Genomic DNA, 26,130 nt, shown 5'->3' with positions numbered 1-26,130 from the left:
ACCGCCGATCAGCGTGTCGTCGCCTCCGCCGCCTTCGAGCGTGTCATTGTCGGCGCCACCATCCAGCAGGTTGTCGCCGCTGTCTCCATAGATGTAATCATCGTAGTTAGAACCCGACGACGTTCTCAATGGAGGTGAAGGTGTCGTTTGCCGCGTCTCCGTAGGTCCCGCGCGAACGCAGGTCGAGATTAACCCTGCCGAGGGATGTCACATAGCTGGCGGTATCAATCCCTGATCCGCCATTCAGATCATCAGCACCCGCGCCCCCGATCAGGGTATCGTGGCCGTTGTGGCCGCGCAGGCGATCGTTGCCCGCCCCGCCATCGATCAGGTTTGCACCATTGTCACCATAGACATAATCGTCGAAATTTGAGCCTTTGATATTCTCAATGGAGTCAAAGGTGTCACCTGCCGCATCACCGGCCATGCCGCCAGACCTTAGGTCAAGACTGACCGCCGCCATAGCAAAGGCGTAGCTAGCCGCATCCGCTCCCGCTCCACCGTTCAGATCATCCGAACCCGCACCGCCAAGCAGCGTGTCATTTCCACCGTCACCGCGCAGAGTATCATTACCTGCGTCGCCTCGGATGAGGTCCGCGCCGTTGCCCCCGAAAAGAACATCATTTCCGGAACCACCTCGGATATGATCTCTGAACACAGACCCTATGATCGTCGAATTGCTGGACCCGGCGATGATCTCTGTCAAATCACCGGTTTGGTTCCAACCTTCATAGCTAACATAGCTGGGAAGGGTCAGTGTGCTCTGACCCTCGATGTGAATGACCAAATGCTCTGTGGTGGTATCGCCGCCGATTCCGTCAATCCACCCGCTGGGCCCAAATCCCTGAATCTGCGCTGCCGTTACGATTACCGTTCGGCTAGACCCATCGGGAAGGGACCCGAATTCGATTTCTTCAATTTCTCTTATGATATGCGTGCGTAGGTCATGCACAACATTCCCGCTACCACCCGCCAATAGGAGGGTGTCGTGACCGGTGCCACCATCATAAGTTTCCTGTCCCGTGTCCTGTCCGAAACTGATGACAAACCTGTCCACCCCGGTACCGCCGAACAGACTATCGCGCCCGCCGCCGGGCCGAAGTGTATCGTTGCCGCCTCCGCCGCTCAGGAAGTCATTGCCTGTGTCCGAGACAAGGCGGTCATTGCCGATTCCCTCAACAAGGGACATGTCTTGCGCGCCATCAGCGATCATCAAAAGATCATCTGTAGCAGCGCTGGCGTCGATGATCTCCTGCGCGATGTCGGTGACATTTAGCGTGAATGTCCGACTGCCTGACAGCAACTCGATGGTCCCTGTTTCTGTGGCAGTCACCCGGTCCACCATGGTAATTCCTAGAAAATCAAATACTTAAGTGACGCCCCCCCCTTGGGGCAGGGTTGCGCGCCTTCACATGGTGGATAATGGCCGGCGAAGCGGATGTTCAGGCTCCGAGATTGTCGATTTTCACCACTAGAACAAGATCGTCCCGACAAGGGCGGTGGCTGAGAACAAGGGATCGGGGCGAAGGTTGTATCTGATTGCGCCGCGTTTCCCGTTTTTGAGCCGACCGAAGACGACCTTAATGCGGTAACGCCGATTGTAACGTGGAATGCCTTAATCGACTGTCTTCTTGCACGAGTTTCGGTCCGGAAAGCGGGCCTTTATCCTCTTGTCGCGCCAATGCTTCCAACGATTGTACAGGTTATTGGCCGGCGAGATACTCTGCTTTTCGTTCAGGTTTGCGTGCCCCACCTGACTTATGCCAACAGCCTGGAATCAATAGGTCTGGAACATGGGTTCCTGGATGTTGTCGCCTTCGTTCCATTGGCCCGGAGCCTCTCCCTTTCCGACCTGTTCGACAAGTCCGGCGAACCGGCCTAACATCGATGCATGCGCCGTGCCGTGTTTGCCATCTGCCTAGCCTATGCCCTGCTCTATGGCGGGGCTTGGATATCAACCGTCAATGCCTCGCTGGATGCGGCGGGGCGCGGGATGGCGTTGGGATTTTTGACCATTGGCATGGGCACCACGGCAATCTTTGCGATGCCGGCGCTGATCCTGGCGATTTCGAACCGGGCGCTCAACTGGGCGCTGGGATTGTCGCTGGTGCCGGCGGCCCTGTTGCTGGTGGTCATGGCGATGGGGGTGGTTTGAGGTCGGTTCAGGCGCGGTAGAACAGGTAGCGTTCGGGCGGGATGCTGTCGGGGGCGGTGATGGCTGTGAACCCGACCAGCGGCTGACCCGAGATGATCAGGCCACCGGGTACCATGACGCGGGCGATCAGCGGGCTGAGGCGTGCGGCTTCGGCCACGTCATCGGCCTTGATCCCCATGCCGAAATCGTAATGGGCCAGAACGATCGGGGCGCCCTCGGTCGCGAGACGTTCCAGCATAGGTTCCGCCTCGCCCATCAGGAAATCGGCCTCGGGCGGGGTGCACGAGGGGTGGCATTGCAGCACCCGGTCCATCACCCGGATGCGGCGGCCCGGCAGGATCTCGCGCAGGTGGTCATAGGTGCGCCCGTTGCCCAACCCCATGTCGAGCACCTCGCCCGGCATGTCTGCGATCTGAAGGGCGGCCCAGTTCAGCCCGTCTCGCTGAGCGGTCAGGCGGCGCAGCATCGAATCCAGTCGGCTCATCGGTCGGTCTCCTCGGCGGGCATGGTCCAGGGCTGTGACGGTCCGGCCAAGAGCCGCGTCAGCAGCGCCCGGGTGAATTGCCAGATTTCATCGTCGTGCACCAGATGGTGGGTCAGGACGCCAAAGGGCTCGGCTGCGTCGGCGCATCCTTCGCGCCGGTCGATCAGCAGCGCTGTGGTCTGGGCGATCAGGGTTTGCGGCGCCAGAAGACCTCGGCTGCCGCGCCAGTCGATCGGGTCGAGATGGGTGTTGACCTGTGCCAGCCCCGGTGCGGCCATCGGGCAGCGGCGCGGGGTTGCGGTGGACAGCGCGCGAAAGCCCTGCGCGGGCAGGCCGGCGGTGACCTCGGGCGCGATCCGGTTCCAGGGCGGCACGAACATCGGCCGCAGCGCGTCGCCAAACAGCGCCTGCAACCGCGCCTTGCCTTGCCTGGCCTCGGCCAGGATCTCGGGGAGTGGGCGGTGAGCACGAAACTCGGCCTTCTTCTCGGTCGCGGGGGCGTGGTTCCGGTGCGCCCAGCCATGCACGACCGGGACCAGATGCGGATGCGCGGTGACGTGGTCAGCCAGCGCGGTTTCGGCCCCGGCGGGGATCACCGCCAGATGCACGGGCAGGTCCAGGTCCTCGGCCAGCGCGGTCAGCCGGTCCAGCTGAGGGGTCGTGCTCACCGCGTCATCGTCGCGCCACCAGAGCGGCAGGGTAAGCCCCTCGGCCGCCCATTGCGCCAGTTCGGCATCGAGCGGGGTCCAGTCCGGAGTCATCGCGCCGCCTCCATCATCTCGACCATGCGCACCGTCTCTGCCGCGCCGTCAAAGCGCAAGGTGGTTGCGTTGCGGCGCGGGTCGCGCATCACCTTTTGCAAGGCCCGCATCAGGGTTTCGGGGGTCAGCTCGGCGCTGGTCACCGTGGCAAAGCCGGGCAGGGCGGCCAGGGCGCGGGCGCGCAGGCCCTGTTCGACCTCCTTGCCCGCGTCAAAGGGGATCAGCACGGCGGGGGTGCCAGCTTGCAGCAGGTCCAGCGCGGTGTTGTAGCCGCACATGCTGACCGAGGCGGCGGCATGGCTCAGCATGGCGCGAAAATCGGGGCGCGCGGGTTCCACCGTGACCGGGGCATCGCCCGCCTGCGCTTGCAATGCGGCCACCTCGGCGCCAGCCTGCGTGCCCCCCACCAGCAGCCGCCAGCGTTGGTCGGGCATCCGGCGCGCGGCCTCCAGCGCGACCCGGAACAGCGGTCCGCCGACGGCGCCTCCACCAGCGCTGACAAGGATCTCTCCCGCCCCTATGCGATTCGGGTGCGGTTCGGTGGGGGGCGGCGCCACATAGCCGGTGTAGCGCAGTTTGCCTGCCAGCGTGGCGCTGACCGGCCAGCTTGTGTCAAGCCGCGTGACTGTAGGGTCGGAATGGACCAGAACCGCGTCATAGGCCTCGGCGATCACCCAATCGGTTGCTTCGGCCTTGGCCGGTTTCGCGGGCGGGGCAAGGATGTCGCGGATCGAACTCAACACCAGCGGCGGATGCGGCAGCGCCCGCGTGGCGGCCAGCAGTGCGCGGAACTCTTCCCCTAAGCTGCGGCGGCCAAAGGGGTAAAGCTCGGTGATCAGTACATCGGGGGAAAAGGCGGTGAGTGCCTCCAGCAGCGCCGCCTGCCGCGTGGTGTGAAAGCCTGCGTCAGCCTCGGCCCCTGTCTCGGTCAGAAGGCGGGCGAAATCCACCCCGTCCGAGCGGAGCGCGGGCAGTTGCACGAGTTCCAGCCCCGCCGGGTCGAGCTGTGGGGCGGGCATCCCGCCCGAGACCAGCCGCACCTGATGCCCGGTGGCGGCAAAGGCGCGGCCCAGTGTCAGCGCCCGGCTCAGATGGCCGGTGCCCAACAGATGGGTAACGACGATCATCACCTTCATGCCAGCGCCTCGCGCGGGATCAGGCGCACCGGCTCGCCCAGCGGCGCCAACGGGTCGAGCGAGACGACAAAGAGCCGGTTGCGCTTGACCTTGAAGGGCGGGATGCCGTCGAAATTCCAGCCATGGGCGCGGGCCAGAATGACCCGCATGATGCCGATATGGCAGACCGCGACGCTGTCGCCGGTCAGCCCGGCCAGCCAGGGTTCGATCCGGGCCCACAGCTCGGCCGGGCTTTCCCCTGCGGGCGGGCGGAAATCCCAGCCCCAGTCCTCGATATGCCGATAGCCGCTGCCGGGGGTATCCAGCAGGTCTTGTCCGCGCTGCCCCTCCCAATTGCCCCAGTTCATCTCGGTCAGCGAAGGCACGGTGCGGGGCGCGCGCCCGGCCACCAGCTCGGCGGTTTCCACCGCCCGCGAGAGCGGGCTGGACCAGAGCGTCGCGCGATCCCAGGGCGTGGGCAGGGCCAGCGCGCCCAGGTCGTGCCGCGCGGTTTCATCCAGCGGGATGTCGCTGCGGCCCTGGATGCGACCGGCGCGGTTCCAGTCGGTATGACCATGGCGCAGAAGGGCGAGGCGTCTCATCGGGCGGTCTCCATCAGCGGTGTCACCGCGCCCCAGAATACCCGCGCCGCCGCATTGGGCAGATGCCGGGTGGCAATACGGTCGCGGGCCTGCGCGCCGATCCGCTGGCGAAGGGTGAGGTCGGCGCGCAGGTGGTCGATCATTTCGGCCAGCGCTTCGGGTCCTGCCTCGGGTGCGGGATAGGCGGGGCCGGGCAGCAGCACGTCGCGCACGCCGGGCCTGTCCTGCGCCACCACCGGAAGGCCGGCGGCCTGTGCCTCTAGATAGACCATGCCAAAAGCCTCGTTCACGCCGGGCCAGAAGAACAGCGAGGATCGGCCATAGGCGGCCTGCAATCCGGCCCGATCAAGCTGGCCCAGAAACCGCACTCGCGCGCCAAAGGGCGCCATCAGCGCCGCGACCTCGGCCCGGGCGGGGCCATCGCCCGCGATATCGAGCTGCCAGTCGCCGCCCAGATGCGCCAGCGTTTCCGCGATCAGCCGGTACGAGGCAAGCTTGTCGCCGGGCCGCATCATACCGGCGCTCAGCATCGGGCCGTCGCATGCCGCGCGTGGCGGCAGGGTATCGTCGGGCAGAAAGGGTGGAAGTTCGACCAGCGCTTGATTGCCGAACCGTTCCCGTTCAAGCGTGATCAGGTCATTGGCAGTGAGGTAGAAGATCACGCGCGCCGCATCGCAGGCATCATGCGCCGCCTGCGCAAACCCGGCCCATGGGCCGGTCAGGCGGCTGGTGGCGCGGGTGCTTTCGATCTGCACATAGGGCATGGCGCGAGCGGCACAGACTGCCGGGCCGATCAGGTCGGGCGCCTTGTAATAGTTGTGATAGGTCACCCACAGGGCGCTATCGCCGGGCAGGTCACGGATCAGCCGCTGAACCTCGTCCGTCGCGCCCGCGCGCAACCGGGTCTGCGCCCCGGCATCGCCCTGCTTGTCGAGGCTCTTGAACTCCGAGACCAGATCAACCGGCAGGCCGCGCCCGGCGATCATCGCCCGCAGGCTGCGCGCCAGTTCGCGGTCGCCCGAGGGCACCGGGCTGTCGGGCGATTTCATCGGCGCGTAAAAGGCGATGCGGGCCATTTTCAACCCCCGGCGCAGAGGGCGGTCAGCCGGTTGGACAGATGGGCGATGCCGGGAGCCATGGTGAATTCCGACAGCAGGCGCCCGCGCGCGGCTGCGGCCATGCGGGCAGCGTGTACAGGGTCGGCGGCCAGTGTGGCCATGGCGCTTGCCAGCGCCTCGGGCGCATCGTCCGACAGGGTGCCATGGGTCCCGTCGGTGATGAATTCCGGGATCGCCGAAACCGGGGTCGACAGGATCGGCAGCGATTGCGAGGCCGCCTCCATCAGCACATTGGGCAGGCCGTCGCGGTCGCCATCGGCGGCGATCCGGCTGGGCAGGACAAAAAGGTCGGCGGCGCGCATGGCTGCGATTACCTCGGGCTGATCGCAGGCACCGCGCCAGGTGATCCGCTCTGCGACCCCGAGCGCCTCTGCCTGCGCGGTCAGGGCGGCGCGGTCGCCGCCGCCGCCGATATGGGTCCAGTGCCAGTCCAGATCGGGCGGCAAGAGGCCAAAGGCGGCGATCAGCCGGTCAAAGCCCTTCTTCTCCACCAGCCGCCCCACCGACAGCATCGCCAGCGGGGCACTCACCGCGCGCGGGCTGCGCGCGGGCGGGTCGGGAAAGCGGGCCAGATCAAGCCCGTGATAGACCAGATCGACACGCCCCGGATCATCGGCCAAGCCGCGCAGATGCGCGGCGCCCACCGCGGTGCAGGTGGCACCAAAGGCCGCGCCATGGCTGGCGGCGCTCAGTTTCTCGGCTTTTTCCCAGTCGGGCGAGGTCCAGATATCCTTGGCATGGGCCGAAAAGCTCCACGGCAGACCGCGCATGATCGCGGCATAGCGCGCGACCGAGGCGGGGGTATGCAGGAAATGCGCGTAAAGCCCCCGGGTCGAGGCGGGCAGTTCGGCGGCCATCACGCAGGCCTGTCCGAACCGGCGGATGCGGTTCTTTGTGCGGTCGCGGGCCAGATCGGCGCGCCAGACCCGATAGGCCTCGGCGTAGCCGGGCAGGGCCTGCGCCGCAGCGCGCGCGCGCCAGACCCGTTCCGGTTCCTGCCACAGATATTCCGGCAGATAACGCACCCGCGCGCGCAACCGTTCGTGCAGGGGGTGGCGTTTCACATCGGTCGGATGACGCAGCGACCAGATGTCGAAATCGTGGCCCGCCTCCTCCAGCGCCACCAGTTCCTGCGCGATGAAGGTTTCGGACAGGCGCGGCCAGCCCTTGACCACGACGGCCAGTTTCGGTTTGTCTGAGGTCATTCCGCCGCCTGGTGGCTGGTCTTGCTCAGCAGCGCGCGGACCCGGCGGGTGACATGGTCGAGTCCGTCCAGCAGACCCTCGCCGATGGCCTGGCTGGGCAGCGGCTGGTTGGGCAGGTTGCGAATGGCCTGGATCATGGTCTCGGGCGTCAGCCCGTCGCGGCTCTCCTCCAGCATCCGTACCAGGCCCAGCTCTTCGGCGCGGCTGGCGCGGATCCACTGTTCCAGCCGCGGTACGGTACGGGGCACGATCACCGCGCGCTGGTCAAACGACAGTACCTCGCAGAACGTGTTGTAGCCGCCCATGCAGACCACGCCGGCGGCGCCGGCAAAGAGTGTCTCGATCTCGCTTTCGAACCCGACCGCGGTCACCCGCCCGTTCAGCGCCGCCACGCGCCGTTCGAACTCGGCGCGGGTGTCGCCCGACAGGAAGGGGCCATAGACCAGCACCGCGCGTGGCGACAGGGTCGGGTCCTGCTCATAGGCGGACAGGACCAGGTTGACCATCGCCTCGCCATCGCCACCGCCACCGGGGGTGATCAGCACATAGGGTTGTTGCGGCGGGGTGCCCACCGGCCCCAGATCGCGGCGCAGATAGCCGGTCCAGTGCATGCGCGCCTGCGCTTCGGGGCTGAGGGGCAGGCCCGCCGTCGGGTCATAGACCGAGCGCAGCCCATAGACCCAGATCTCGTCATAGAAGCGTTCGGTCGCCGCCACCGCACCCTTGCGCGCCCATTCGGCGGCCAGCACCTCGGGCTCGTCCAGCACGTCGCGCAGGCCCAGCACCAGCCGGGCACGCCCGCGCCGTTGCAGACAGTCGAGCGTCGGCAGCAACTCGCCGCGAAAACCGGTCGGTTCCTTGTCGACGATCAGGATATCGGGGTCATAGCGCTCGGCCGCGCCGCGGATCAGGCCGCTGCGTAGGTCGGTCACCTCGTCGATGCCCATCCCCATCGTCTGCGAGGCATAAGAGCCGTCGGCGCGTTTGGTCACGCCGGGCAGGCGTACGTGGTCGACCCGGCGCGGAAAGGTGAAACGCCCCGCCACCGGAGACCCGGTCAGGATCAGCGCCGAGGCTGATGGATCAGCCTGAGTGATTGCCGCTGCCAGCGCGCGGCTGCGCCGAAGATGTCCCAGCCCGAACGTATCGTGGCTGTACAGCATCACCCGCGCTGCGCGGCTGGTTTCGACTGTCCTGCTCTCGCCCTGCATCGCTGCCGTCTATAGCCTTAGATCCGCGTCGGATTTGGAGAAAATGCCCTTGATATCATAGAGGACTGCACCCGGCAGGCCAAAGGTCCGAATGGACGCAGCCCCCAACTCGACAAACTGCCGATGCGCCACCGCAACAACAATCGCGTCATAGACACCTGTCTGCGGTTCCGAAACCGGAGTGACACCATATTCACGGGTCATCGCCTCGGGGTCAACCCAGGGATCGTAGACCTCGGTCGCAACAGAAAACTCAGCCAGTTCCGACAGGATGTCGGCCACCCGCGTGTTGCGGATGTCGGCGCAGTTCTCCTTGAAGGTAAAGCCCATCACCAGCACCCGCGCCCGGCCCGGGTCGATGCGGCGGGCGATCAATGCCTTGATCAGCTGCTGCGCCACATGGCGGCCCATGTTGTCGTTGATCCGTCGTCCCGCCAGGATCACCTCGGGGTGATAGCCGCTCTGTTCGGCCCGGTAAGTCAGGTAATAGGGGGCGACCCCGATACAGTGACCGCCCACCAGCCCCGGCTTGAAGGGCAGGAAGTTCCATTTGGTCCCGGCGGCCTCCAGCACTTCGAGCGTGTCGAGGCCCAACCGCGAGAAGATCAGCGAGAATTCGTTGACCAGGGCGATGTTCAGGTCGCGCTGGGTATTCTCGATTACCTTGGCCGCCTCGGCGGTGCGGATCGAGCTGGCCCTGTGCACGCCTGCCTTGACCACCGGGGTATAGATGGCGGCGACGCGGTCCAGCGTCTCGGCATCCTGGGCCGAAACGATCTTGACCACATTCTCCATCGAATGTTCGGCGTCGCCGGGGTTTACCCGCTCGGGCGAATAGGCCAGCTTGATCTGGGAATAGAGTTCCAGCCCGCTGCCCTCGGCAAGAACCGGGCCGCAGATCTCTTCGGTCACGCCGGGGTAGACGGTGCTTTCGACAATCACCATGTCACCCGGTGCCAGATGCGGCGCGATCATCCGGCAGGCACCCTTGAGCGGTTCCAGGTCGGGGGTCTTGGCGTCGTTGATCGGGGTGGGCACACCGATGATGTAGACGGTACAGGCTGCCAGATCGGCCGGATCGCAGGAAAACCGCGCCCGCGTCTCGCGCAACGAGCGTTCCGAAACCTCGCCGTTGCGGTCGTGGCCACGGCCCAGCGCGCTGATATGCCCGGCGTCGGTGTCAAAGCCCAGCGTCTGGAACCCGGCCCGGGCCAGACCCAGCGGCAGGCCGACATAGCCCAGCCCAAGCACGGCGATCCGGTCCTGATCCGTTTGGCGCGACATGGCTTGCGTTCCCGATCTTGCGTGTTTCGTCGTGCGACCGGGCAGAACAACCCTTTGCCGCCATCCGGTATCCTGGCCCGCAGGCAGCACCGTACTAGTCAAATCCCGCCGCCTTGGAAACACGATTCTGCGGTGCCGCCGGGGCAGTCTCCTCGCGGCGGACCACACTTGCCATTTGAATGCACACCGCTGCTTCGATACGCTGCCCCGAAGCGTAACACCCGCACAGGTTTTTTGATGATCGCAGTCTTTCGCCTTTTCTTCGCCTGTCTCGGCCTGATCCTCTGCCTGTCGTCCCCTTTGGCGGCGCAGGTATCGCTCTATCCCGGGGTCGGCGGTAGCTCGGAGGAGGCCGCAAGCGGGGACCTTGCCGAGGCCATTCGCGCCGCGTCCGAGGCGGGGGCCTCGGTCATCGTGATCGACAGCGCCGGCCGGGTCGCCGCAACCGGCACCGACCCGGCGGCGGAGGGAACCGCGCCCGTCGATCCGATGGGCGAGTCGTCGCAGCTGATGAAGGCGCAGGAAAAGGTGGCCGATTTCGTCGGCGCGTTGCGCTCGCGGCTCGAAGCGCTGCCCTATTCCATCTTCGAGGTGCAGTACATCCTGCGCCAGACCAGCCCCGACGGGCGGATTGCGACCTATGCCGAGGTGCTGGCCATCAACCTTGTGCTGTTGCTGATCGGTCGATGGCTGTCGATCGAGATTTACGGCAAGCGTATAGCCCGCCGATATGTGGTGTCACGCATCCGCGAAGCGCCGCGCGGCTATCGGGAAAAGATGCCGTTCCTGGTGTTTCGCTTCGTGATGGGGTTGACCGCGACTGTGGTCGCCATGGTCTTTGCCTTCATCATCGGCTTTCTGGTCTTTGGCCGGATGCAGGATCTGTCGATCCAGTTCACCGTCACCGCCATCTTTACCGCCTTCTTCCTTGCCCGGACTGCCTCGGATCTGTGGCGTATGGTACTGTCACCCTATCTCAGCCAGTACCGGCTGCCGCCCTTTTCCGACCGCGACGCCAAGCGGCTGTATCTCTGGGCCTCGGTGCTGGCGACCTACGATATCTCAAGCGAGCTGTTTTCGACCTGGGTTGCGGATTTCGGCCTGAACTACAACGTCTACGCCATGGTCTATGGCGTGCTGACCGGGATCGGCGCCCTTGGCAACGTGCTGATGGTTTTGTTCAACGGGCGCGCGATCTCGAACGCCATTCGTGGCGGGCGGACCAAGGAAGAGGTTTCGTGGTTGCTCCGGCTGGTTTCGGTCGCCTGGGCGCCTGTGGTCGTGTTCTACATGGTTTTCGGCTGGCTCCAGCTGGCCTTTGATCTGGTCTTGGAGAGGCCGCTTCATATCCCGCTCATGGCCGGTACCTATGGCATCTTCATGTCGGTCGTGGTCGCCTATGGAGCGATGAATTACCTGCTCGAGCGCTACTTCGATCGCACCCGGCAGGTAAAGGAACTGAACGCGGCCCTGGCCGAGGCTGAAGCGGCGGAAAATCACCCGATGGCAGGAGCGGGCGCGCAGCGGCTCCACATCGCGACCTACGAGGACCTGGCCCGCCGTGTCGCTGGCATTCTGGCCTTTGTGGTGGGTACCTATGCGCTGGTTCTTATCTGGAATCCGGGGATGGACTGGACCGGCGAGCTGCCGCTCGACCGGGCTTTGGACGTTATGGTGATCATCTTCCTTGGTTACATCGTCTTTCACTTCTTCCGGATCTGGATCGACAGCAAGATTGCCGAAGAGACGGTGGATGTGCCCGAGGGAGAGCTGGGCGACGAGGGCGGCGGTACCAGCGCCAGTCGCCTGGCCACGCTGCTGCCGTTGTTTCGGGGCGCCATCCTGGCCGTTGTAGTCGTCTCGATCGTGCTTATCGCGCTGATGGAGGTGGGGATTAATGTCAGCCCGCTCTTTGCCGGTGCCGGTGTCGTCGGCCTGGCGGTGGGCTTCGGCTCGCAAACGCTGGTGCGGGATATCTTTTCGGGGGCGTTTTTCCTGCTCGATGATGCGTTTCGCAAGGGAGAGTATATCGACATCGGCGATGTGAAAGGCACGGTGGAGAAGATCTCGGTGCGCTCATTCCAGCTGCGCCACCATCTGGGTGCGCTGCACACGATCCCCTTTGGCGAGATCAAGGTTCTGACCAACTTTTCGCGCGACTGGGTGATCATGAAACTGCCGCTGCGGGTGACCTATGACACCGATGTGGAAAAGGTACGCAAGCTGATCAAGAACCTCGGGCAGGAGCTGCTCAGCGATCCGGTGATCGGGGACAATTTCATCCAGCCGCTGAAAAGCCAGGGGGTGATCGAGATGCAGGATTCGGCGATGATCATCCGGGTCAAGTTCATGACCAAGCCGGGGGATCAATGGCTGGTGCGCAAGCGGGTCTATCAGGACATACGTGAGCTTTTTGCCCGCGAAGGCATCAAGTTCGCCCATCGCGAGGTAACCGTGCGCCTGGCCGACGGCCAGGACGCCGCCAACATGACACCGCAGCAACGTGAAGCGGTGACAGGTGCGGTCCAGGCGGCCATCGACGAGGATGTACTGGACGACATGATGGATGACGACCGGTGAGGGAGAGACCAAGATTTTTCGTCGAAAAATCTTGGTCTGTCGGTTCGGAGATTTTTCGACGAAAAATCTCTGGTTTCGCGTATCTGTCGTTCAGCTATAGGGGTCGAGACTGTCGCGCAGGCCGTCGCCCAGGAAGTTGAACGCCAGCACCACCACTACGATTGGTAGCATCGGGATCGCGGTCCAGGGATAAAGCTCGATGCTGGCAAGGTTCTGCGCGTCGTTCAGCATCACCCCCCAGCTGACCGCGGGCGCCCGCAGGCCAAGCCCCAGGAAGCTGAGCGCGGTCTCGCCCAGGATCATCGCCGGAATCGACAGCGTGGCGCTGGCGATCAGGTGCGACATGAAGTTGGGCAGCAGATGCTTGCGGATGACGCGTCCCTTGCCGGCGCCCATCATCTCGGCGGCGCGCACATATTCCTCTTCGCGCAGCGACAGGAACTTGGCCCGGACCGAGCGCGCCAGCCCCGGCCAGTCGAGGATCCCCAGGATCACCGAGATGATGAAGAACACCGCCACCGGCGACCAGTTCGAGGGCACCGCCGCCGACAATGCCAGCCATAGCGGCAGTTCGGGAAGCGATCGCAGGATCTCGATCACCCGGTTGATCACCCAGTCCGTCTTGCCGCCCAGATAGCCCGCCAGAGAGCCAAAGAAGATACCCAGAACAAAGGACACCGAGATGCCGATCAGGCCCACGGTGAGCGACAGCTGCGCGCCATAGAGGATACGGCTGAACACGTCGCGGCCAAGCCGGTCGGATCCCCATAGGAACAGCGTCGCCCCCTCGGGCGCACAGAACAGGTGGGTGTCGCTCTCGATCAGCCCGGCCAGTTTGTAACTGTCGCCCTCGCAAAAGAACCGGATCCGCTGCGGGTTCTCGGTATCGGGGACAAAGGTCCATTGAAAGGTTTCCAAATCCGCCTCGGCGGTGATCGGATAGATGAACGGCCCAAGGAACTCGCCCTCATGCACCCAGTGCACGGCCTGTGGCGGAGCATAAAGGTGATCTGCGTTGCGGTAGTTGGGGGAATAGGGCGCGATGAACCCCATGAAGGGCAACAGCAGGTAGCTCAACAGCAGGAAAATACCCGAGATCAGACCCAGCTTGTGGGTGCGGAACTTGCGCCAGACCAACAGCCAGTTGGGCGCGTCCAGATCGCGCCGTTCCAGCTGTTGGATCGACTGCTGCGGATCATAGGGGGCGTCGTCGACATAGCGTCCGTCGGGAAGTTGGGTCATGCGTCGCGCCCCTCGTATCGAATGCGCGGGTCGAGCATGACCAGCAGGATATCGGAAATCATCGTCCCGATCAGCGTCAGCAACGCCACGAACATCAGCACAAAGCCCGACAGGAACATGTCCTGACTCTTGAGCGCGGTCAGCAGGGTCGGGCCGATGGTTTGCAGCCCCATCACCACCGAGACCAAAACCGAGCCCGACACCATCGAGGGCAGGAGGTTGCCGATATCGGCCACAAACGGGTTGAAGGCCACGCGCAACGGGTATTTGGCCAGCATCCGGCTGGGCGCCATGCCCTTGGCGATGGCGGTTTCCACATAGGGCTTGCCCAGTTCGTCCAGCATGTTGGCGCGCAGGCGCTGCATCATCGCCGAGGCGCCGGCAGTGCCGATCACGATGGTGGGCACGATCAGATGGACCAGAACTGACTGGATCTTGGCCCAGCTCATCGGTTGCCCTTCAAAGGCCGGGTCCATGAGACCGCCGATGGGGATATCCAGATATTTGCGCCCGTAATAATACAGGATCAGCGCCAGCAGAAAGTTCGGCGTCGCCAGTCCCAGATAACCGACAAAGGCCGAGGTATAATCAGCCCAGGTCCGCGCCTTGGCCGCCGCGATCACTCCCAGCGGCAGGGCGGTGGCATAGACGAAGACGATGGCCGCCATGTTCACCAGCACGGTCAGCCACAGGCTGTCGCCAACAATCTCCGAGACCGGCCGGTCAAATTCAAACGACCAGCCGAAATTGCCCTGGATCAGGCCGGAAAACCCGTGCGGGCCGGGCATGAAGCCCATCCAGATCATGTATTGTTCCCAGACAGGCCGGTCGAGCGCGTATTCCTTGCGCAGGAACTCGGCCTTGGCCACGCCAGCGGACTGGCCCGAGGCCTTGAGTTCGGCGATCTGGTTGGATAGGTAATCGCCCGGCGGCAGGTTGATGATGGCAAAGACCAGCACCGAGACCACAAGCAGGGTCATCAGCATGGTTCCGAACCGGTAAAATGCGTAGCGCAGGATTGCCATTCCGCCGATCCGTCAATCTTGAATAAAGAATTCGTCCATCCGGTGCACACCGAAATGCGCCCCCGGGTCCCAGGCCCACATGCCCTTTTTCGGCACGTTGCGCATCCGGGCCGACACCACGATGGGCTGCGGCGCCTCGGCGAGAAGGCCGATGCCATAGATCTGGTCGGCATGGATCGCCAGCATCTCGCTCCAGGCGGCGGCGCGGTCCTGATCGTTGCTGGCGCTTTCCCAGTCGTGCAGCAGCTCCATCAGCCGCAGCGCCTCGGGCAGGTCGGGCGCCTCACCTACCTGACCAGCGGTCTGATAATACTGCCCCCATTTCGGCCAGGCCAGAAACACCTGATCGGTGGGCGCTAGATAGGCCGGCGAGGTATAGGCTTGGGGCAGGCCATTGTCCCAGCCGAACCAGACCGAGGCCATGGTGGTGCCCGCAAAGACCCGGTTGCGCAGGATGTCGCGATCCAGCGGGCGCATGACCAGCTTGACCCCGATCTCGCGCCAGGTATCGGTGACGATCTGAAGCGCGTTCTCGACCTCCTGCCGCTCGCCCGCCGTTTCGATCACCAGTTCCATCGGGCGGCCATCGGGCAGCAGGCGGATGCCCGCGCCGTCGCGCTTGTCCAGCCCGATCTCGTCCAGCAGCGCGTTGGCCTGCGCCACGTCATAGGCCGCCCAGGCGTCGCGGTGCTCCTGCTTGAAGAAGGGAGAGGCCGGTAGCACCGCCATGGCGCCGGGTTTGGCCAGCTTGAAATAAAGCGCCCGGTTGATCGCGTCGCGGTCGATTGCCAGCGACAGCGCCCTGCGCAAACGGGCATCGCGCAGCACCGCCCGCCAGCCGTCGTCATTGTGATTGAGGTTGGGATAGATCGCGATCTGCGAGGCGACGCCGGTCTGCCACAGATAGGTCTTGTAACCGCCATCGGCCTCGCCCTTCTTCAGGATCGAAGCGTCACGAAAGTCGAGCCCGCGGCCTTGAAGATCCACTTCGCCCGCGTTTGATTTTGCCGCAACAAGGCCGGGCGCCACGATTTCCATCTCGACGATATCGATATAGGGCAATTGCACCCCGCGCGCGTCGATCCGGTGGAAATAGGGGTTGCGCACGAAGTTGTGGCGGATCTTCTTGCCTTCGCTGGCATTGATCCACGGCTGCAAGGTCGGCAGCTGGGCATTGTCGAACTGGTACATGTTGTCCAGCTTGTTATGCAGCGCGGCCCAGCTCTTGACCCGGTTTTCGTCGACCGCAGCGGCCAGCGACGCAGCATCGGCATAATCCTGATGGAACTGTTTCAGGAAATGCGCAGGGCGATAGATGAAGGGCGGGCGCGCCTGCGCCAGCGATTGAAGGAAATTGGGGTTGGGCTTGTCCCATTCAAACACCACGGTCGTGGCATCGGGAAAGCTGACCCGGGGCGGCTGGCCTTCGATCAACAGGAAATCGGGAGGGCCTGCCGGGCTGAGCAGCGGATTGTTGGCCACATCCTTCCACCAGTACTCGAAATCGGCCGAGGTAAAGGGCGCACCGTCCGACCATTTGTGCCCCTTGCGCAGATGCAGGGTAAAGCGGCGGTCCTCTTCGGCCTCATAGGATTTCAGCAGATCGGGGACCAGATCGTATTTCTCGTCATAGCCGACCAGGCGGGCATAGCCATAGACGACCATCTGGCGAATATCCTTGGACCGGGTGATCATGGTGCGCATCACCCCGCCCGGAGCGCCGAATTCGCGGCCCTTGGCCTCGAGATCGACGATCAGCGGTTCCTCTGGAATGCGTTGGTCGATGGGTGGCAGGTCGCCGGATTTCACCTCGGCCCCCCAAAAGATCGATTCCTGTAATGTCGGCACGGTTTCAGCGCGCAACGGTAATGCTCCGGCCAGAACCATGGTCAGGGCAAGCGCAAAAGTGCGTCGGGGCAATTCAAACATGGCAGCGTACCTTGTGTCCTGGCTCCATTTCCACCAGCGAGGGTATCACGGAGTCGGTGAAACGAAAGGCCTCGGCCCAACTGTCGGGCGGACCGGCGCCCAGGGCCACAAGCTTCAGATTGATCGGCCGGTCGATATCGGGTTCCGGCTGGGCGGCGATCAGCGCCTTGGTATAGGGGTGTTGGGGATTGTGGAACAATGTCTCGGGCGGGGCCTGTTCGACCACCAGCCCCTGACGCATCACCGCCACCTCGTCGGCGATCCGCGCCACGACCGCCAGATCGTGGCTGATGAAGAGGTAAGAGAGTCCCAGCCCCTCCTGCAACTCTTCCAGCAGGGTCAGGATCTGGTCCTGTACCGACACGTCCAGCGCCGAGGTCGGCTCGTCGCAGACGATCATCGCCGGGTCGAGCATCAGGGCGCGCGCCACCGACAGGCGCTGGCGCTGACCGCCGGAAAAGGCATGCGGATAGCGTTTGAGCATATCGGCGTTCAGCCCGACCCGTTCCAGCGCTTCGGCGGCCTTGTCGCGCTGCTCGGCACGGGTGCCGATCCGGTGAATCTCCAGCGGTTCGGTCATTGCGTCCTGGATGCGCATGCGCGGGCTGAGCGAGCTGTAGGGGTCCTGGAACACCATCTGCGCCTGACGCTGGAACGCGGTACGCTGGGCACGGCTCATGTCATGCACCGTCAGCGGCACGGCTTCTGGGCTGGCGCGGAACAGAACTTCGCCGCCGGGATCGGGCGGCTCGGCGCCCAGCGCGATGCGCGCCGCGGTGGTCTTGCCCGAGCCGCTTTCGCCCACGATCGCCAGCGTCTTGCCGCGGGCCAAGCGGAAGTCGACGCCCCGACAGGCATGAATCAGCTTGTCGGCCTGCCAACCCCGGCCAGAGCGCATGGTATAGGTCTTGGACACATCCTTCATCTCTAGGATCAGATCGTCCTGCGGCATCGGCAGGCCGACGGCTTGAACATCCGGAATCTCGGGCGCGGCATCGAACAGTTGCCGTGTATAGGGATGTGCCGGGTCCTTGAGCATGGCGGAGGCAGAGCCGCTTTCCATCACCCGGCCCTTATGCATCACCACCACCTGTTCGGCCATGTTGGCCACCACGCCCAGATCATGGGTCACTAGGATCAGCGCCATGCCGATTTCGCGCTGCAACTCCTTGATAAGCCCAAGAACCTGCGCTTGGGTGGTCACATCCAGTGCGGTGGTCGGTTCGTCCGCGATCAGCAGGTCGGGTTTCGCCACCATCGCCATGGCGATCATCGCCCGCTGCCGCATGCCACCCGACAATTCGAACGGATAGGAGTTGTAGGCGCGTTCGGGATCGGGAAACCCCACCCTCTCGAACTGTTCCAGCACCGTCTTGCGTGCCTGCCGCTCGCTGGCGCCGCGATGCAGCCACAGCACCTCGCTGACCTGGTTGCCGATCCGGTGCAGCGGTGAAAGCGAGCGCATCGGCTCCTGAAAGATCATCGAGATGCGGTTGCCGCGGATCGACCGCATCTGCCGCTCGCTGAGCTGGTTCAGGGCGAGCGGCCCGCCCTCGCCGTTCAGGGTGATCCGGCCGGAGCGGATTTGCGCCGCCTTGGGCAGGATGCGCAGCGCGGCCCGGCAGGTGATCGTCTTGCCCGAGCCGGATTCACCCACCAGCGCCAAAGTCTGCCCGGGCATCACCTCGAAACTGACGTCCCGCACCACGGGTTCGTCGCGACCAAAGCCGATGCTGAGATTTTCGACAGACAACAAAGGGGTCATTCAGGTGTCCCACCCGACTGGCCAGAAAACGACATGATGCTATCAATACCCCCAACGGTCTTTATTGTTTTGCCTGCACTTTCGCGCGCCGGGCGCCGGTTCGTCAAACCTCAATTTCGCAAAGATGGCCGGGAAATCGAGATATTGCCGGTCTGATGGCTGTCAAAGCGGGACGGAATTTGGCATGAGGAGCAAAAGCGGAACCCTAAGCGGCGCCGCGCGGACAAGGGAATTTCAGAACATGAGCCAACCAGAGCAGAGCCGCCTTGACCTTTTCATCGACCGGATGGTGTCGCAACGGGCCTGTCTCGACCATGCCATCGCATTGACCGCCGAATTGCCCGGCCCGGTCTATGAACTGGGATTGGGCAACGGCCGCACCTATCACCACCTGCGACAGCATGTGCGGGGGCGCGAGATCTACGTGTTCGAACGCGCTGTCGCCTCACATCCGGATTCGACTCCGCCTCAGGCCCAGCTGATTCTGGGGGATATCCGCGAGACCCTGCCCGCCACGCTGGCGCGGTTCGGCGCCACGGCCAGCCTGATCCATGCCGATCTGGGGGGGCACAACCGGGAAAAGAACGACCGCTTCGCCCGCATAATCTCCCCTCTGATCGAACCGCATCTGGCGCAAGGCGGGCTGATGGTGTCGAGCGACCGGATGTATTTCGACGGTCTCGCAGAGCTGCCGCTGCCCCCCGGTGCGGTTGAGGGGCGGTGTTTCATCTATCGGCGCGGATGACGTCCGGGTGATGTGCCGCAGGGTCACGCCCGCGAACGGCTAGGCGCGCGGCGCGGTTGATGCCTAAGCTTGGTGCACGCTGCACCAGAGGATCCCGTCATGCTATTTTACGACTGTTCCACCGCGCCCAATCCGCGCCGCGCCCGCATGTTCATCGCCGAGAAGGGGCTGGAGATCGAAAGCCGCGATATCTCGATCGCGGCGGGCGAACAGTTGCAACCGGCTTTTCGGGCGGTGAACCCGCGCGCCACGATCCCGGTGCTGGTGACCGACGAGGGCACGGCTTTGACAGAGAATCTGGGCATCGCGGCCTATCTCGAGGCGCGCTTTCCGGAACCGCCGCTGATGGGGCGCACGCCCGATGAAAAGGGTCTGGTGATGATGTGGAACGCCATCGCCGAACAGCAGGGCGGCGCGCCTGTCGCCGAGGCGCTGCGCAACGGGCATCCGGCGTTCAAGGACCGTGCCATCCCGGGCCCCGCCAACCATGCCCAGATCCCCGAACTGGCGCAGCGCGGGATCGCACGGGTGGCGCAGTTCTTTGATGTGCTTGAAGCTCGATTGAGCGAAAGCCCGTTCGTGGCCTGTGATCATTTCACGCTGGCCGACATCTCGACCTTTGTGTTCGTGGACTTTGCCCGGGTCATCAAGATGCGCGTGCCCGAGGGCAACAGCGCAACCCAGGCCTGGTACGAAGCAATCAAGGCCCGCCCCAGCGCCCAGATCTGAGAACGCCCGTTTGGCAGGAGCCGGAAAACATATGTTTTCCGGGCCGTTTTCCGCCGCGGAAAACGGCGTCCGCCGAACGGTCCGGTGGACATCCGACCCCGTGCATCGAGCACTGTACATAAATGTCTAGACAGGGGGTCGAGGCCGCACTAGCCTGTATCGAGGAGCAAGGGAGGGTGGCATGAATTCCCATTACCGTGTTGTCGTCATCGGGGGCGGTGTTGTTGGCGCCTCGGTTCTCTATCACCTGGCAAAGCTTGGCTGGACCGATGTCTGCCTGATCGAGCGCAGCGTCCTGACCGCCGGATCAAGCTGGCATGCCGCGGGTGGCATCCATGCTTTGAATGCCGATCCCAACATGGCCGCGCTTCAGGCCTATACGATCGACCTGCTCAGCCAGATCGAGGCCGAAAGCGGCCAGAATATCGGCCTGCACATGACCGGTGGCCTGACCATGGCGGGTACACCCGACCGCTGGGAATGGCTGCAATCGGCCTATCGCGTGTTCCAGTCGATCGGGATCGAGGATTGCCGCCTTGTCACCCCCGAGGAAGCCTGTGCTCTGAACCCGATCATGTCGCCCGACGGATTGCTGGGCGGCATGTGGGCCGATCGCGAAGGTTATGTCGACACCACCGGCACGGTTCATGCCTATGCGGTCGCCGCCCGCAAGCGGGGGGCGCAGTATTTCGAACATACCAGGGTCGAGGCGCTCAACCAGACCGCCGAGGGCTGGGAGGTGGTCACCGACAAGGGCACCATCCGCTGCGAACATGTGGTCAATGCCGCCGGTCTTTGGGCCAAACAGGTGGGCCGCATGGCCGGGGTCGAGCTGCCGGTCAGCCCGCTCAAGCATCATTATCTGATTTCAGACACCATTCCGGCGCTGGAAAAGCTGGATTTCGAGGTGCCGATGACCGTCGACCTCGAAGGGTTCACCTATCTGCGGCAGGATCAAAAGGGCGTGCTGCTGGGGATTTATGAGATCGACCACGAACACTGGGCGATGGATGGGGCGCCCTGGGATTACGGGATGGAGCTGTTTCAGGAACAGACCGACCGGATCGAGCACGAACTGGTTTGCGGGTTCGAACGCTATCCCGCCTTGCAGGAGGTCGGCGTCAAGACCTGGGTCAACGGGGCCTTCACGTTCTCGCCCGATGGCAACCCGCTGGTGGGGCCGGTGCCGGGCAAGCGCGGATACTGGACCGCTTGTGCGGTTATGGCGGGCTTTCTCCAGGGCGGCGGCGTCGGCAAGACACTGGCCGAATGGATGATCCATGGCGAGCCCGAGGCCGATGCCTGGTGCATGGACGTGGCGCGCTATGGCGACTTTGCCCAGAACAAGCGCTACATCCGCGAAACGACAGGTCAGTTCTATTCGCGCCGTTTCGTGATGACCTATCCGAACGAGCAGCTGCCCGCCGGACGTCCGTTGAAAATGGCACCCGCCCATGATGCGATGACACAAGCGGGCTGCAAATGGGGTGTCAGCTGGGACCTCGAAGTGCCGCTTTACTTTGCGCCCCGGGGGTTCGAGGAAACCCCGACACTCAAACGCTCGAACGCGCATGACATCGTGGCCGAAGAATGCCGTGCGATCCGCGAAGGTGTCGGCCTTCTCGATATCACCGGTTTCTCTCGTTACGAGGTCTCGGGCCCGAATGCGCAGGTCTGGCTTGATCGGCTGATGGCCTCGAAACTGCCTGCGCCGGGGCGGGCCCGGCTGGCGCCGATGCTGGGTGAGACCGGGCGGCTCAAGGGCGATCTGACAGTGCTGAACTGGGGCGACGGCACCTGGTGGATCATGGGCAGCTACTATCTGCGGCAATGGCATATGCGCTGGTTCGATGATCACATGATCGACGGGGTCACGGTTCGCGATCTGGGTGAAGAGGTTTGCGGCTTTGGCCTGGCCGGGCCGAAATCGCAGGCGGTGATCGAGAAACTGGCCGAACAGGATATCTCGGGCCTGGGCTTCATGGGGTGTGGCGATTTCGATATCGGTTTGGTGCGCGCCCGTGTTGCGCGCATGTCGGTGACCGGCGAAAAGGGGTATGAGATTAACTGCAGGATGGGCGATCACGTGACGCTTCGCCGGATGCTGCTCGAGGGGGGTGCCAGCGAAGGTATCCGCGAGGTCGGGTTCAATGCGCTCCTGTCGACCCGTCTGGAAAAGAGCTTTGGCATCTGGTCGCGCGAATTCACCCAAGGCTATACCCCCGGCATGACCGGGATGGACCGCTGGATCGACTGGTCCAAGGACTTCGTCGGAAAGGAGGCGGCGCTGGCCGAACGCGATGGCAACGGCCCGGCCCAAGTGCAGGTCACGCTCGAAATCGACGCTACCGATGCCGATGCCAGCGGGTACGAGCCGGTCTGGTCGGGGGGCGACAAGGTCGGTTTCGTGACCTCGGGCGGCTATGGCCATTATGTCGGCAAATCGCTGGCCATGGCGCTGGTCAATCGCGACAACGCGACGCCGGGCACAGAGCTGACGGTGCATGTGGTGGGGGCGGAACGTCCGGCGCGGGTGATCGCACCCTCGCCCTATGATCCCGACGGCAAGGCGATGCGCGGATGAGCGGCGGGCGGCGGGGCAGGCGGGCACGGACCGACGCCCCGGCGCCGGCCCGCCAGGTCGATTACCGCAACCTGCGTAACCCGTTCCCGCCGATGGCGGCTTTTTCCGACGACCGGATCGAGGCGCTGCACGAGGCGGCGCTGAGCGTGCTTGAAGATCTGGGGATCATGGTGCTGCATCCCGGCGCACGAGATCTCTACCGGCAGGGTGGCGCCCGCATTGATGGCGACATGGTTCATATCGGGCGCGAGATTGTCAAGGCGGCGCTGGCCAGCGCTCCGAAATCCATCCACATGCGCGGCGCCGTGCCCGACCGCGACGTGGTGCTGGAACTGGGAAGGATGGCGTTTCAACCCGGTGCCGGTTGCCCGCATGCCACCGACCTTGTGCGCGGTCGCCGTCCCGGCAGCCTGGCCGATTTTCGCGAACTGGTACAGATCACACAGAGTTTCGATGTCCTCCACATGGTCCCGCCGCTGGTCGAGGCGCAGGACGTGCCGATGCATCTGCGACACATGGCAATGACCGAGGTCGAGCTGACCCAGTCCGACAAGGTGCCGTTCCTCTATTCACGCGGCACGCCGCAGGTGATGGACGGGTTTGAGATGATCCGCGATTTCCGAGGCCTGTCGGATGCGGAGTTCCGCTCCGAGCCGTGGAGTTACACGATCATCAACACCAATTCTCCACGCACGCTGGACCTGCCGATGGCGCAGGGGCTGATCGACTTTGCCCGCCATGGCCAGTTGGCGATTGTCACCCCCTTTACCCTGATGGGCGCGATGGCGCCGGTGACGGTGGCGGGCGCCATGACGCTCAGCCATGCCGAGGCGCTGGCGGCCATCACGCTCAGCCAGTTGGCGCAGCCCGGCGCGCCGGTCTGCTATGGCACCTTCACCAGCAATGTGGACATGAAATCGGGCGCGCCCGCCTTTGGCACGCCCGAGCATTTCACCGCCTCGCTGGTGGCCGGGCAACTGGCGCGGCGCATCGGTCTGCCCTGGCGCTGCGCCGGGGGAAGTGCCGCCAATATCAACGACGCCCAGGCCGCCAACGAGACACAGTTCGGTCTCTGGGGCTGTCTCTTGGCCGGGGCCACGGTGACGATCCACGCCGCAGGCTGGCTCGAGGGAGGGCTGACCGTGTCCTATGAAAAGATCATCACCGATCTGGAAGTGCTGCAAATGGTGGCTGAATTGTGCGCAGGCACACCCGCCACCGATGCCGATATCGCGCTCGATGCGCTGCGCGAGGTGCAGCCGATGGGCCATTTCTTTGGCGCCGCGCATACGATGGCCCGCTATCAGACCCAGTTCTATGAGCCGCTGGTGGGCGATTGGTCGAATTTCGGCGCCTGGACCGAACGCGGGGCGGTCGATGCCAATCATCGCGCCACTGGCATCTGGCGCGGGATCGTGGATAACTTCGAACCACCGCCCATTGACCCCGACCGGGTCGCGGCGCTGCAAGACTTCATCGCGCGTCGAACCGCCGAAGGGGGCGCCCCGCCCGAAAGCTGAGGAGACCCGCCATGGGCAGCAAACCGATCCTGCATCGCGACGATCCCAGCGCCGAGCCACTGGTGGGCAACATCAAGGTGACGCGTGACGACTGGCTGAACGTGGCGATGGATGTGCTGGTCTCGGACGGGGTCGAGCAGGTCAAGGTCCTGAACCTGGCCGAGCGGATGGCGGTCTCGCGCTCGTCTTTCTACTGGTATTTCAAGTCGCGCCAGGATCTGCTGGACGCGCTGCTGGCGAAATGGCAGGCCACCAATACCGCCGGCCTGATTGCGCAGACCGAGTTGCCGGCCCAGACCATCACCGGGGCTGTCTGCAACCTGTTTCACTGTGTCGTCGATCCGGCGCTGTTTGACACCGCGCTGGATTTCGCGGTGCGCGACTGGGCACGTCGGTCGGGCAAGGTGCGCCGGTTGCTGGACCTGTCCGACAGTCGGCGGCTCGAGGCTCTGACAGCCATGTTCCTGCGCTATGGTTACAGCCAGGTCGAGGCCGAGACCCGTGCCCGCGTGCTCTATTACATGCAGATTGGCTATGACCTGGCGCAGATGAACGAGCCGATCGACCAGCGGCTGTCCTTTGTGCGGCACTATCTGTTTGTCTTTACCGGCGTGCAGGCCCGTGACGAAGAGGTCGCCGCCTTCAGTGCATTCGCTCGCAGTTTCTGGGAGGGACGACGACCATGAACAGCCCCGACGCAATCATCATCGGCACAGGCGTGATCGGCGCTGCGATCGCATTCGAGATGGCCAAGGCAGGCTGGAAGACCCTGTCGCTGGATCGCAATGCGCAGGTTGGCCACGGCTCGACAGCCGGTTCCTGTGCCATCATCCGCATGCATTATTCCACCTTCGAAGGCACGGCCCTTGCCTGGGAGGGTTATCACTATTGGCGCGACTGGGCCGACTATCTGGGCCTGCCCGAGGGGGCGGATCTGGCGCGGTTTCGGCAGACCGGTTGCCTCGTGATGAAGACCGAGGCCAATGATCAGATGGTCAAGCATATCCGCTGTTCGGCCGAACTGGGCATCCCGTTCGAGGAATGGAGCGCCGAAGAGGTTCAGGACCGTCTGCCGATCTATGCGATGGACAGCTATGCGCCTGCCCGGCGCTTGGATGATCCGGAGTTCGGCAAACCCAATGGCGGGCAAATGGGCGGTGCGGTGTTCTGGCCCAATGGCGGCTATGTCACCGATCCTGCGCTGAGTGCGCAGAACCTGATGGATGCGGCGCGTCTGCATGGGGCGGCGGTGCGTAACCGTTCCGAGGTGGCGGAAATCCTGCAATCGGGCGGGCGGGTGGCCGGGGTGCGATTGTCGACGGGCGAGGAAATCCACGCCCCGGTCGTGATCAACGTGGCGGGGCCGGGCTCGGCCATTGTCAACCGCATGGCGGGGGTGACTGGTGACATGACCATCCAGACCCGCCCGCTGCGGCAGGAGGTGGTGCATCTGCCCGCGCCCGAAGGGTTCGATTTCGAGACGCAGGGTACTATCGTCTCGGACAGCGATATCGCCTGCTATTGTCGGCCGGAACAGGGCAATCACATCCTGATCGGGTCAGAGGACCCCGCCTGCGACCCGCATCAATGGTGCGCGGACGATCTGGACTATGACCGCAACTTCACCGATCAGTGGACCACACAGGCGATGCGCTATGCCCAGCGGGTGCCCAGCCTGGGCATTCCCTCGCGGATGCGGGGCGTGGTAGATCTTTACGATGCCTCGACCGATTGGATCCCTATCTACGACAAGTCGTCGCTGCCGGGGTTCTACATGGCCTGCGGTACCAGCGGCAACCAGTACAAGAACGCCCCGATCGCGGGCAAGATGATGGCCGCGCTGGTGAGTTATTGCGAGGAGGGCGGCGACCACGACATCGCGCCGCTCCAGTTCGAACTGCCGTATATCGGGCGCCGGATCGACGTGGGTTTCTACTCACGCAAGCGACCGGTCAACCAGGAGAGCAGCTTCTCGGTCCTGGGATAGCGCTGCAAACCGGCGCGCCTGCGGCGCAAGACGATGTCTCGTCGTCGTTCCTCCTCCTCGGCGCGCGGGGAGAGGTGATGATCCCGCGC

22 protein-coding genes are annotated in these 26,130 nt (G+C 64.1%); 8 read left to right on the top strand and 14 right to left on the bottom strand.

Annotated features, from left to right (window positions below; translation table 11 throughout):
• A partial coding sequence (locus tag AC2FNA_RS19980; protein ID WP_496829559.1) for a hypothetical protein occupies positions 1 to 129 on the bottom strand: 129 nt, incomplete at its 3' end.
• Complete coding sequence (locus tag AC2FNA_RS19975; protein WP_496829555.1) at positions 107 to 1,345, bottom strand: calcium-binding protein; 1,239 nt, start codon at positions 1,343 to 1,345, stop codon at positions 107 to 109. The genes AC2FNA_RS19975 and AC2FNA_RS19980, both read right to left, overlap by 23 nt.
• 546 nt (positions 1,346 to 1,891) lie before the next feature.
• Here AC2FNA_RS19975 and AC2FNA_RS19970 point away from each other — a divergent pair.
• The gene (locus AC2FNA_RS19970; RefSeq protein WP_496829553.1) at positions 1,892 to 2,155 is read left to right on the top strand and encodes a hypothetical protein; all 264 of its coding nucleotides are present in this window, start codon (positions 1,892 to 1,894) and stop codon (positions 2,153 to 2,155) included.
• A gap of 7 nt (positions 2,156 to 2,162) precedes the next feature.
• Here the strand turns inward: AC2FNA_RS19970 and AC2FNA_RS19965 are convergent, their stop codons facing one another.
• From AC2FNA_RS19965 to AC2FNA_RS19930, 8 genes are read right to left on the bottom strand one after another with little or no spacing between them, the layout of a single operon-like run.
• Positions 2,163 to 2,639, bottom strand: a complete 477-nt coding sequence (locus tag AC2FNA_RS19965) for a class I SAM-dependent methyltransferase (RefSeq protein WP_496829551.1) — start codon at positions 2,637 to 2,639, stop codon at positions 2,163 to 2,165.
• A complete protein-coding gene (locus AC2FNA_RS19960) occupies positions 2,636 to 3,400 on the bottom strand; it encodes a polysaccharide deacetylase family protein (RefSeq protein WP_496829550.1) in 765 nt (254 codons plus the stop codon). Before AC2FNA_RS19960 ends, AC2FNA_RS19965 begins: the two co-directional genes overlap by 4 nt.
• On the bottom strand, positions 3,397 to 4,536 hold the full coding sequence (locus AC2FNA_RS19955; protein ID WP_496829548.1) for a glycosyltransferase family protein: 1,140 nt from the start codon (positions 4,534 to 4,536) through the stop codon (positions 3,397 to 3,399). The genes AC2FNA_RS19960 and AC2FNA_RS19955 overlap by 4 nt, the downstream gene beginning before the upstream one ends.
• Entirely contained in the window at positions 4,533 to 5,117 is a 585-nt protein-coding gene (locus AC2FNA_RS19950) for a histidine phosphatase family protein (RefSeq protein ID WP_496829546.1), read from the bottom strand. The genes AC2FNA_RS19955 and AC2FNA_RS19950 overlap by 4 nt, the downstream gene beginning before the upstream one ends.
• Positions 5,114 to 6,193 (bottom strand): glycosyltransferase family 4 protein, encoded by a 1,080-nt coding sequence (locus AC2FNA_RS19945; protein WP_496829544.1) that lies wholly within the window; start codon positions 6,191 to 6,193, stop codon positions 5,114 to 5,116. The genes AC2FNA_RS19950 and AC2FNA_RS19945 overlap by 4 nt, the downstream gene beginning before the upstream one ends.
• A gap of 2 nt (positions 6,194 to 6,195) precedes the next feature.
• Entirely contained in the window at positions 6,196 to 7,440 is a 1,245-nt protein-coding gene (locus tag AC2FNA_RS19940; protein WP_496829542.1) for a glycosyltransferase family 4 protein, read from the bottom strand.
• A complete protein-coding gene (locus tag AC2FNA_RS19935; protein WP_496829540.1) occupies positions 7,437 to 8,651 on the bottom strand; it encodes a glycosyltransferase family protein in 1,215 nt (404 codons plus the stop codon). Before AC2FNA_RS19935 ends, AC2FNA_RS19940 begins: the two co-directional genes overlap by 4 nt.
• Positions 8,652 to 8,660: 9 nt before the next feature.
• On the bottom strand, positions 8,661 to 9,935 hold the full coding sequence (locus AC2FNA_RS19930; RefSeq protein ID WP_496829538.1) for a nucleotide sugar dehydrogenase: 1,275 nt from the start codon (positions 9,933 to 9,935) through the stop codon (positions 8,661 to 8,663).
• A 237-nt stretch (positions 9,936 to 10,172) separates the two neighbouring features.
• On the opposite strand from AC2FNA_RS19930, the gene AC2FNA_RS19925 reads away from it, so the two are divergent.
• On the top strand, positions 10,173 to 12,515 hold the full coding sequence (locus AC2FNA_RS19925; protein ID WP_496829536.1) for a mechanosensitive ion channel domain-containing protein: 2,343 nt from the start codon (positions 10,173 to 10,175) through the stop codon (positions 12,513 to 12,515).
• Between the two features lie 90 nt (positions 12,516 to 12,605).
• Here AC2FNA_RS19925 and AC2FNA_RS19920 read toward each other — a convergent pair whose 3' ends face one another.
• Genes AC2FNA_RS19920 through AC2FNA_RS19905 form a run of 4 tightly spaced genes read right to left on the bottom strand, consistent with a single transcriptional unit; the run spans position 12,606 to position 18,476 of the window.
• Positions 12,606 to 13,757: an ABC transporter permease gene (locus AC2FNA_RS19920; RefSeq protein WP_496829534.1), complete on the bottom strand. Its 1,152-nt coding sequence runs from the start codon at positions 13,755 to 13,757 to the stop codon at positions 12,606 to 12,608.
• Positions 13,754 to 14,782 carry an ABC transporter permease gene (locus AC2FNA_RS19915; protein ID WP_234221694.1) on the bottom strand — a complete coding sequence of 343 codons (1,029 nt, stop codon included), beginning with the start codon at positions 14,780 to 14,782 and terminating at the stop codon, positions 13,754 to 13,756. The genes AC2FNA_RS19920 and AC2FNA_RS19915 overlap by 4 nt, the downstream gene beginning before the upstream one ends.
• Before the next feature lie 12 nt (positions 14,783 to 14,794).
• Complete coding sequence (locus AC2FNA_RS19910) at positions 14,795 to 16,711, bottom strand: ABC transporter substrate-binding protein (protein WP_496829531.1); 1,917 nt, start codon at positions 16,709 to 16,711, stop codon at positions 14,795 to 14,797.
• Positions 16,704 to 18,476 carry an ABC transporter ATP-binding protein gene (locus AC2FNA_RS19905; protein ID WP_496829529.1) on the bottom strand — a complete coding sequence of 591 codons (1,773 nt, stop codon included), beginning with the start codon at positions 18,474 to 18,476 and terminating at the stop codon, positions 16,704 to 16,706. The genes AC2FNA_RS19910 and AC2FNA_RS19905 overlap by 8 nt, the downstream gene beginning before the upstream one ends.
• Positions 18,477 to 18,717: 241 nt before the next feature.
• Here AC2FNA_RS19905 and AC2FNA_RS19900 point away from each other — a divergent pair, with 241 nt between their 5' ends.
• The 6 genes from AC2FNA_RS19900 (at position 18,718) to AC2FNA_RS19875 (ending at position 26,041) form a co-directional block, all read left to right on the top strand.
• A complete protein-coding gene (locus AC2FNA_RS19900) occupies positions 18,718 to 19,221 on the top strand; it encodes a class I SAM-dependent methyltransferase (protein ID WP_496829527.1) in 504 nt (167 codons plus the stop codon).
• 99 nt (positions 19,222 to 19,320) lie between these two features.
• Positions 19,321 to 19,950 (top strand): glutathione S-transferase family protein, encoded by a 630-nt coding sequence (locus AC2FNA_RS19895; protein ID WP_496829525.1) that lies wholly within the window; start codon positions 19,321 to 19,323, stop codon positions 19,948 to 19,950.
• A 181-nt stretch (positions 19,951 to 20,131) separates the two neighbouring features.
• Positions 20,132 to 22,534, top strand: coding sequence for a GcvT family protein (locus AC2FNA_RS19890; protein WP_496829523.1), 2,403 nt, complete (start codon positions 20,132 to 20,134; stop codon positions 22,532 to 22,534).
• Complete coding sequence (locus tag AC2FNA_RS19885) at positions 22,531 to 24,054, top strand: trimethylamine methyltransferase family protein (RefSeq protein ID WP_496829521.1); 1,524 nt, start codon at positions 22,531 to 22,533, stop codon at positions 24,052 to 24,054. Before AC2FNA_RS19890 ends, AC2FNA_RS19885 begins: the two co-directional genes overlap by 4 nt.
• Positions 24,055 to 24,065: 11 nt before the next feature.
• The gene (locus AC2FNA_RS19880) at positions 24,066 to 24,740 is read left to right on the top strand and encodes a TetR/AcrR family transcriptional regulator (RefSeq protein WP_496829519.1); all 675 of its coding nucleotides are present in this window, start codon (positions 24,066 to 24,068) and stop codon (positions 24,738 to 24,740) included.
• Entirely contained in the window at positions 24,737 to 26,041 is a 1,305-nt protein-coding gene (locus AC2FNA_RS19875; protein ID WP_496829517.1) for an NAD(P)/FAD-dependent oxidoreductase, read from the top strand. Before AC2FNA_RS19880 ends, AC2FNA_RS19875 begins: the two co-directional genes overlap by 4 nt.
• Positions 26,042 to 26,130 lie beyond the last annotated feature (89 nt).

It is taken from the genome of Ruegeria sp. YKSD163 (genome assembly GCF_059612905.1).
The sequence above is the reverse complement of the archived record's forward strand: the minus strand, read 5'-3'. Positions and strand labels throughout refer to the sequence as shown.

Bases quoted from the DNA above. Each gene is read 5' to 3' on its own strand.
- AC2FNA_RS19895 (WP_496829525.1), top strand. From the start codon at position 19,321: ATGCTATTTTACGACTGTTCCACCGCGCCCAATCCGCGCCGCGCCCGC.
- AC2FNA_RS19970 (WP_496829553.1), top strand. From the start codon at position 1,892: ATGCGCCGTGCCGTGTTTGCCATCTGCCTAGCCTATGCCCTGCTCTAT.
- AC2FNA_RS19950 (WP_496829546.1), bottom strand. From the start codon at position 5,117: ATGAGACGCCTCGCCCTTCTGCGCCATGGTCATACCGACTGGAACCGC.
- AC2FNA_RS19920 (WP_496829534.1), bottom strand. From the start codon at position 13,757: ATGACCCAACTTCCCGACGGACGCTATGTCGACGACGCCCCCTATGAT.
- AC2FNA_RS19975 (WP_496829555.1), bottom strand. From the start codon at position 1,345: ATGGTGGACCGGGTGACTGCCACAGAAACAGGGACCATCGAGTTGCTG.
- AC2FNA_RS19965 (WP_496829551.1), bottom strand. From the start codon at position 2,639: ATGAGCCGACTGGATTCGATGCTGCGCCGCCTGACCGCTCAGCGAGAC.
- AC2FNA_RS19880 (WP_496829519.1), top strand. From the start codon at position 24,066: ATGGGCAGCAAACCGATCCTGCATCGCGACGATCCCAGCGCCGAGCCA.
- AC2FNA_RS19960 (WP_496829550.1), bottom strand. From the start codon at position 3,400: ATGACTCCGGACTGGACCCCGCTCGATGCCGAACTGGCGCAATGGGCG.
- AC2FNA_RS19915 (WP_234221694.1), bottom strand. From the start codon at position 14,782: ATGGCAATCCTGCGCTACGCATTTTACCGGTTCGGAACCATGCTGATG.
- AC2FNA_RS19945 (WP_496829544.1), bottom strand. From the start codon at position 6,193: ATGGCCCGCATCGCCTTTTACGCGCCGATGAAATCGCCCGACAGCCCG.
- AC2FNA_RS19905 (WP_496829529.1), bottom strand. From the start codon at position 18,476: ATGACCCCTTTGTTGTCTGTCGAAAATCTCAGCATCGGCTTTGGTCGC.
- AC2FNA_RS19925 (WP_496829536.1), top strand. From the start codon at position 10,173: ATGATCGCAGTCTTTCGCCTTTTCTTCGCCTGTCTCGGCCTGATCCTC.
- AC2FNA_RS19930 (WP_496829538.1), bottom strand. From the start codon at position 9,935: ATGTCGCGCCAAACGGATCAGGACCGGATCGCCGTGCTTGGGCTGGGC.
- AC2FNA_RS19900 (WP_496829527.1), top strand. From the start codon at position 18,718: ATGAGCCAACCAGAGCAGAGCCGCCTTGACCTTTTCATCGACCGGATG.
- AC2FNA_RS19955 (WP_496829548.1), bottom strand. From the start codon at position 4,536: ATGAAGGTGATGATCGTCGTTACCCATCTGTTGGGCACCGGCCATCTG.
- AC2FNA_RS19875 (WP_496829517.1), top strand. From the start codon at position 24,737: ATGAACAGCCCCGACGCAATCATCATCGGCACAGGCGTGATCGGCGCT.
- AC2FNA_RS19885 (WP_496829521.1), top strand. From the start codon at position 22,531: ATGAGCGGCGGGCGGCGGGGCAGGCGGGCACGGACCGACGCCCCGGCG.
- AC2FNA_RS19935 (WP_496829540.1), bottom strand. From the start codon at position 8,651: ATGCAGGGCGAGAGCAGGACAGTCGAAACCAGCCGCGCAGCGCGGGTG.
- AC2FNA_RS19940 (WP_496829542.1), bottom strand. From the start codon at position 7,440: ATGACCTCAGACAAACCGAAACTGGCCGTCGTGGTCAAGGGCTGGCCG.
- AC2FNA_RS19910 (WP_496829531.1), bottom strand. From the start codon at position 16,711: ATGTTTGAATTGCCCCGACGCACTTTTGCGCTTGCCCTGACCATGGTT.
- AC2FNA_RS19890 (WP_496829523.1), top strand. From the start codon at position 20,132: ATGAATTCCCATTACCGTGTTGTCGTCATCGGGGGCGGTGTTGTTGGC.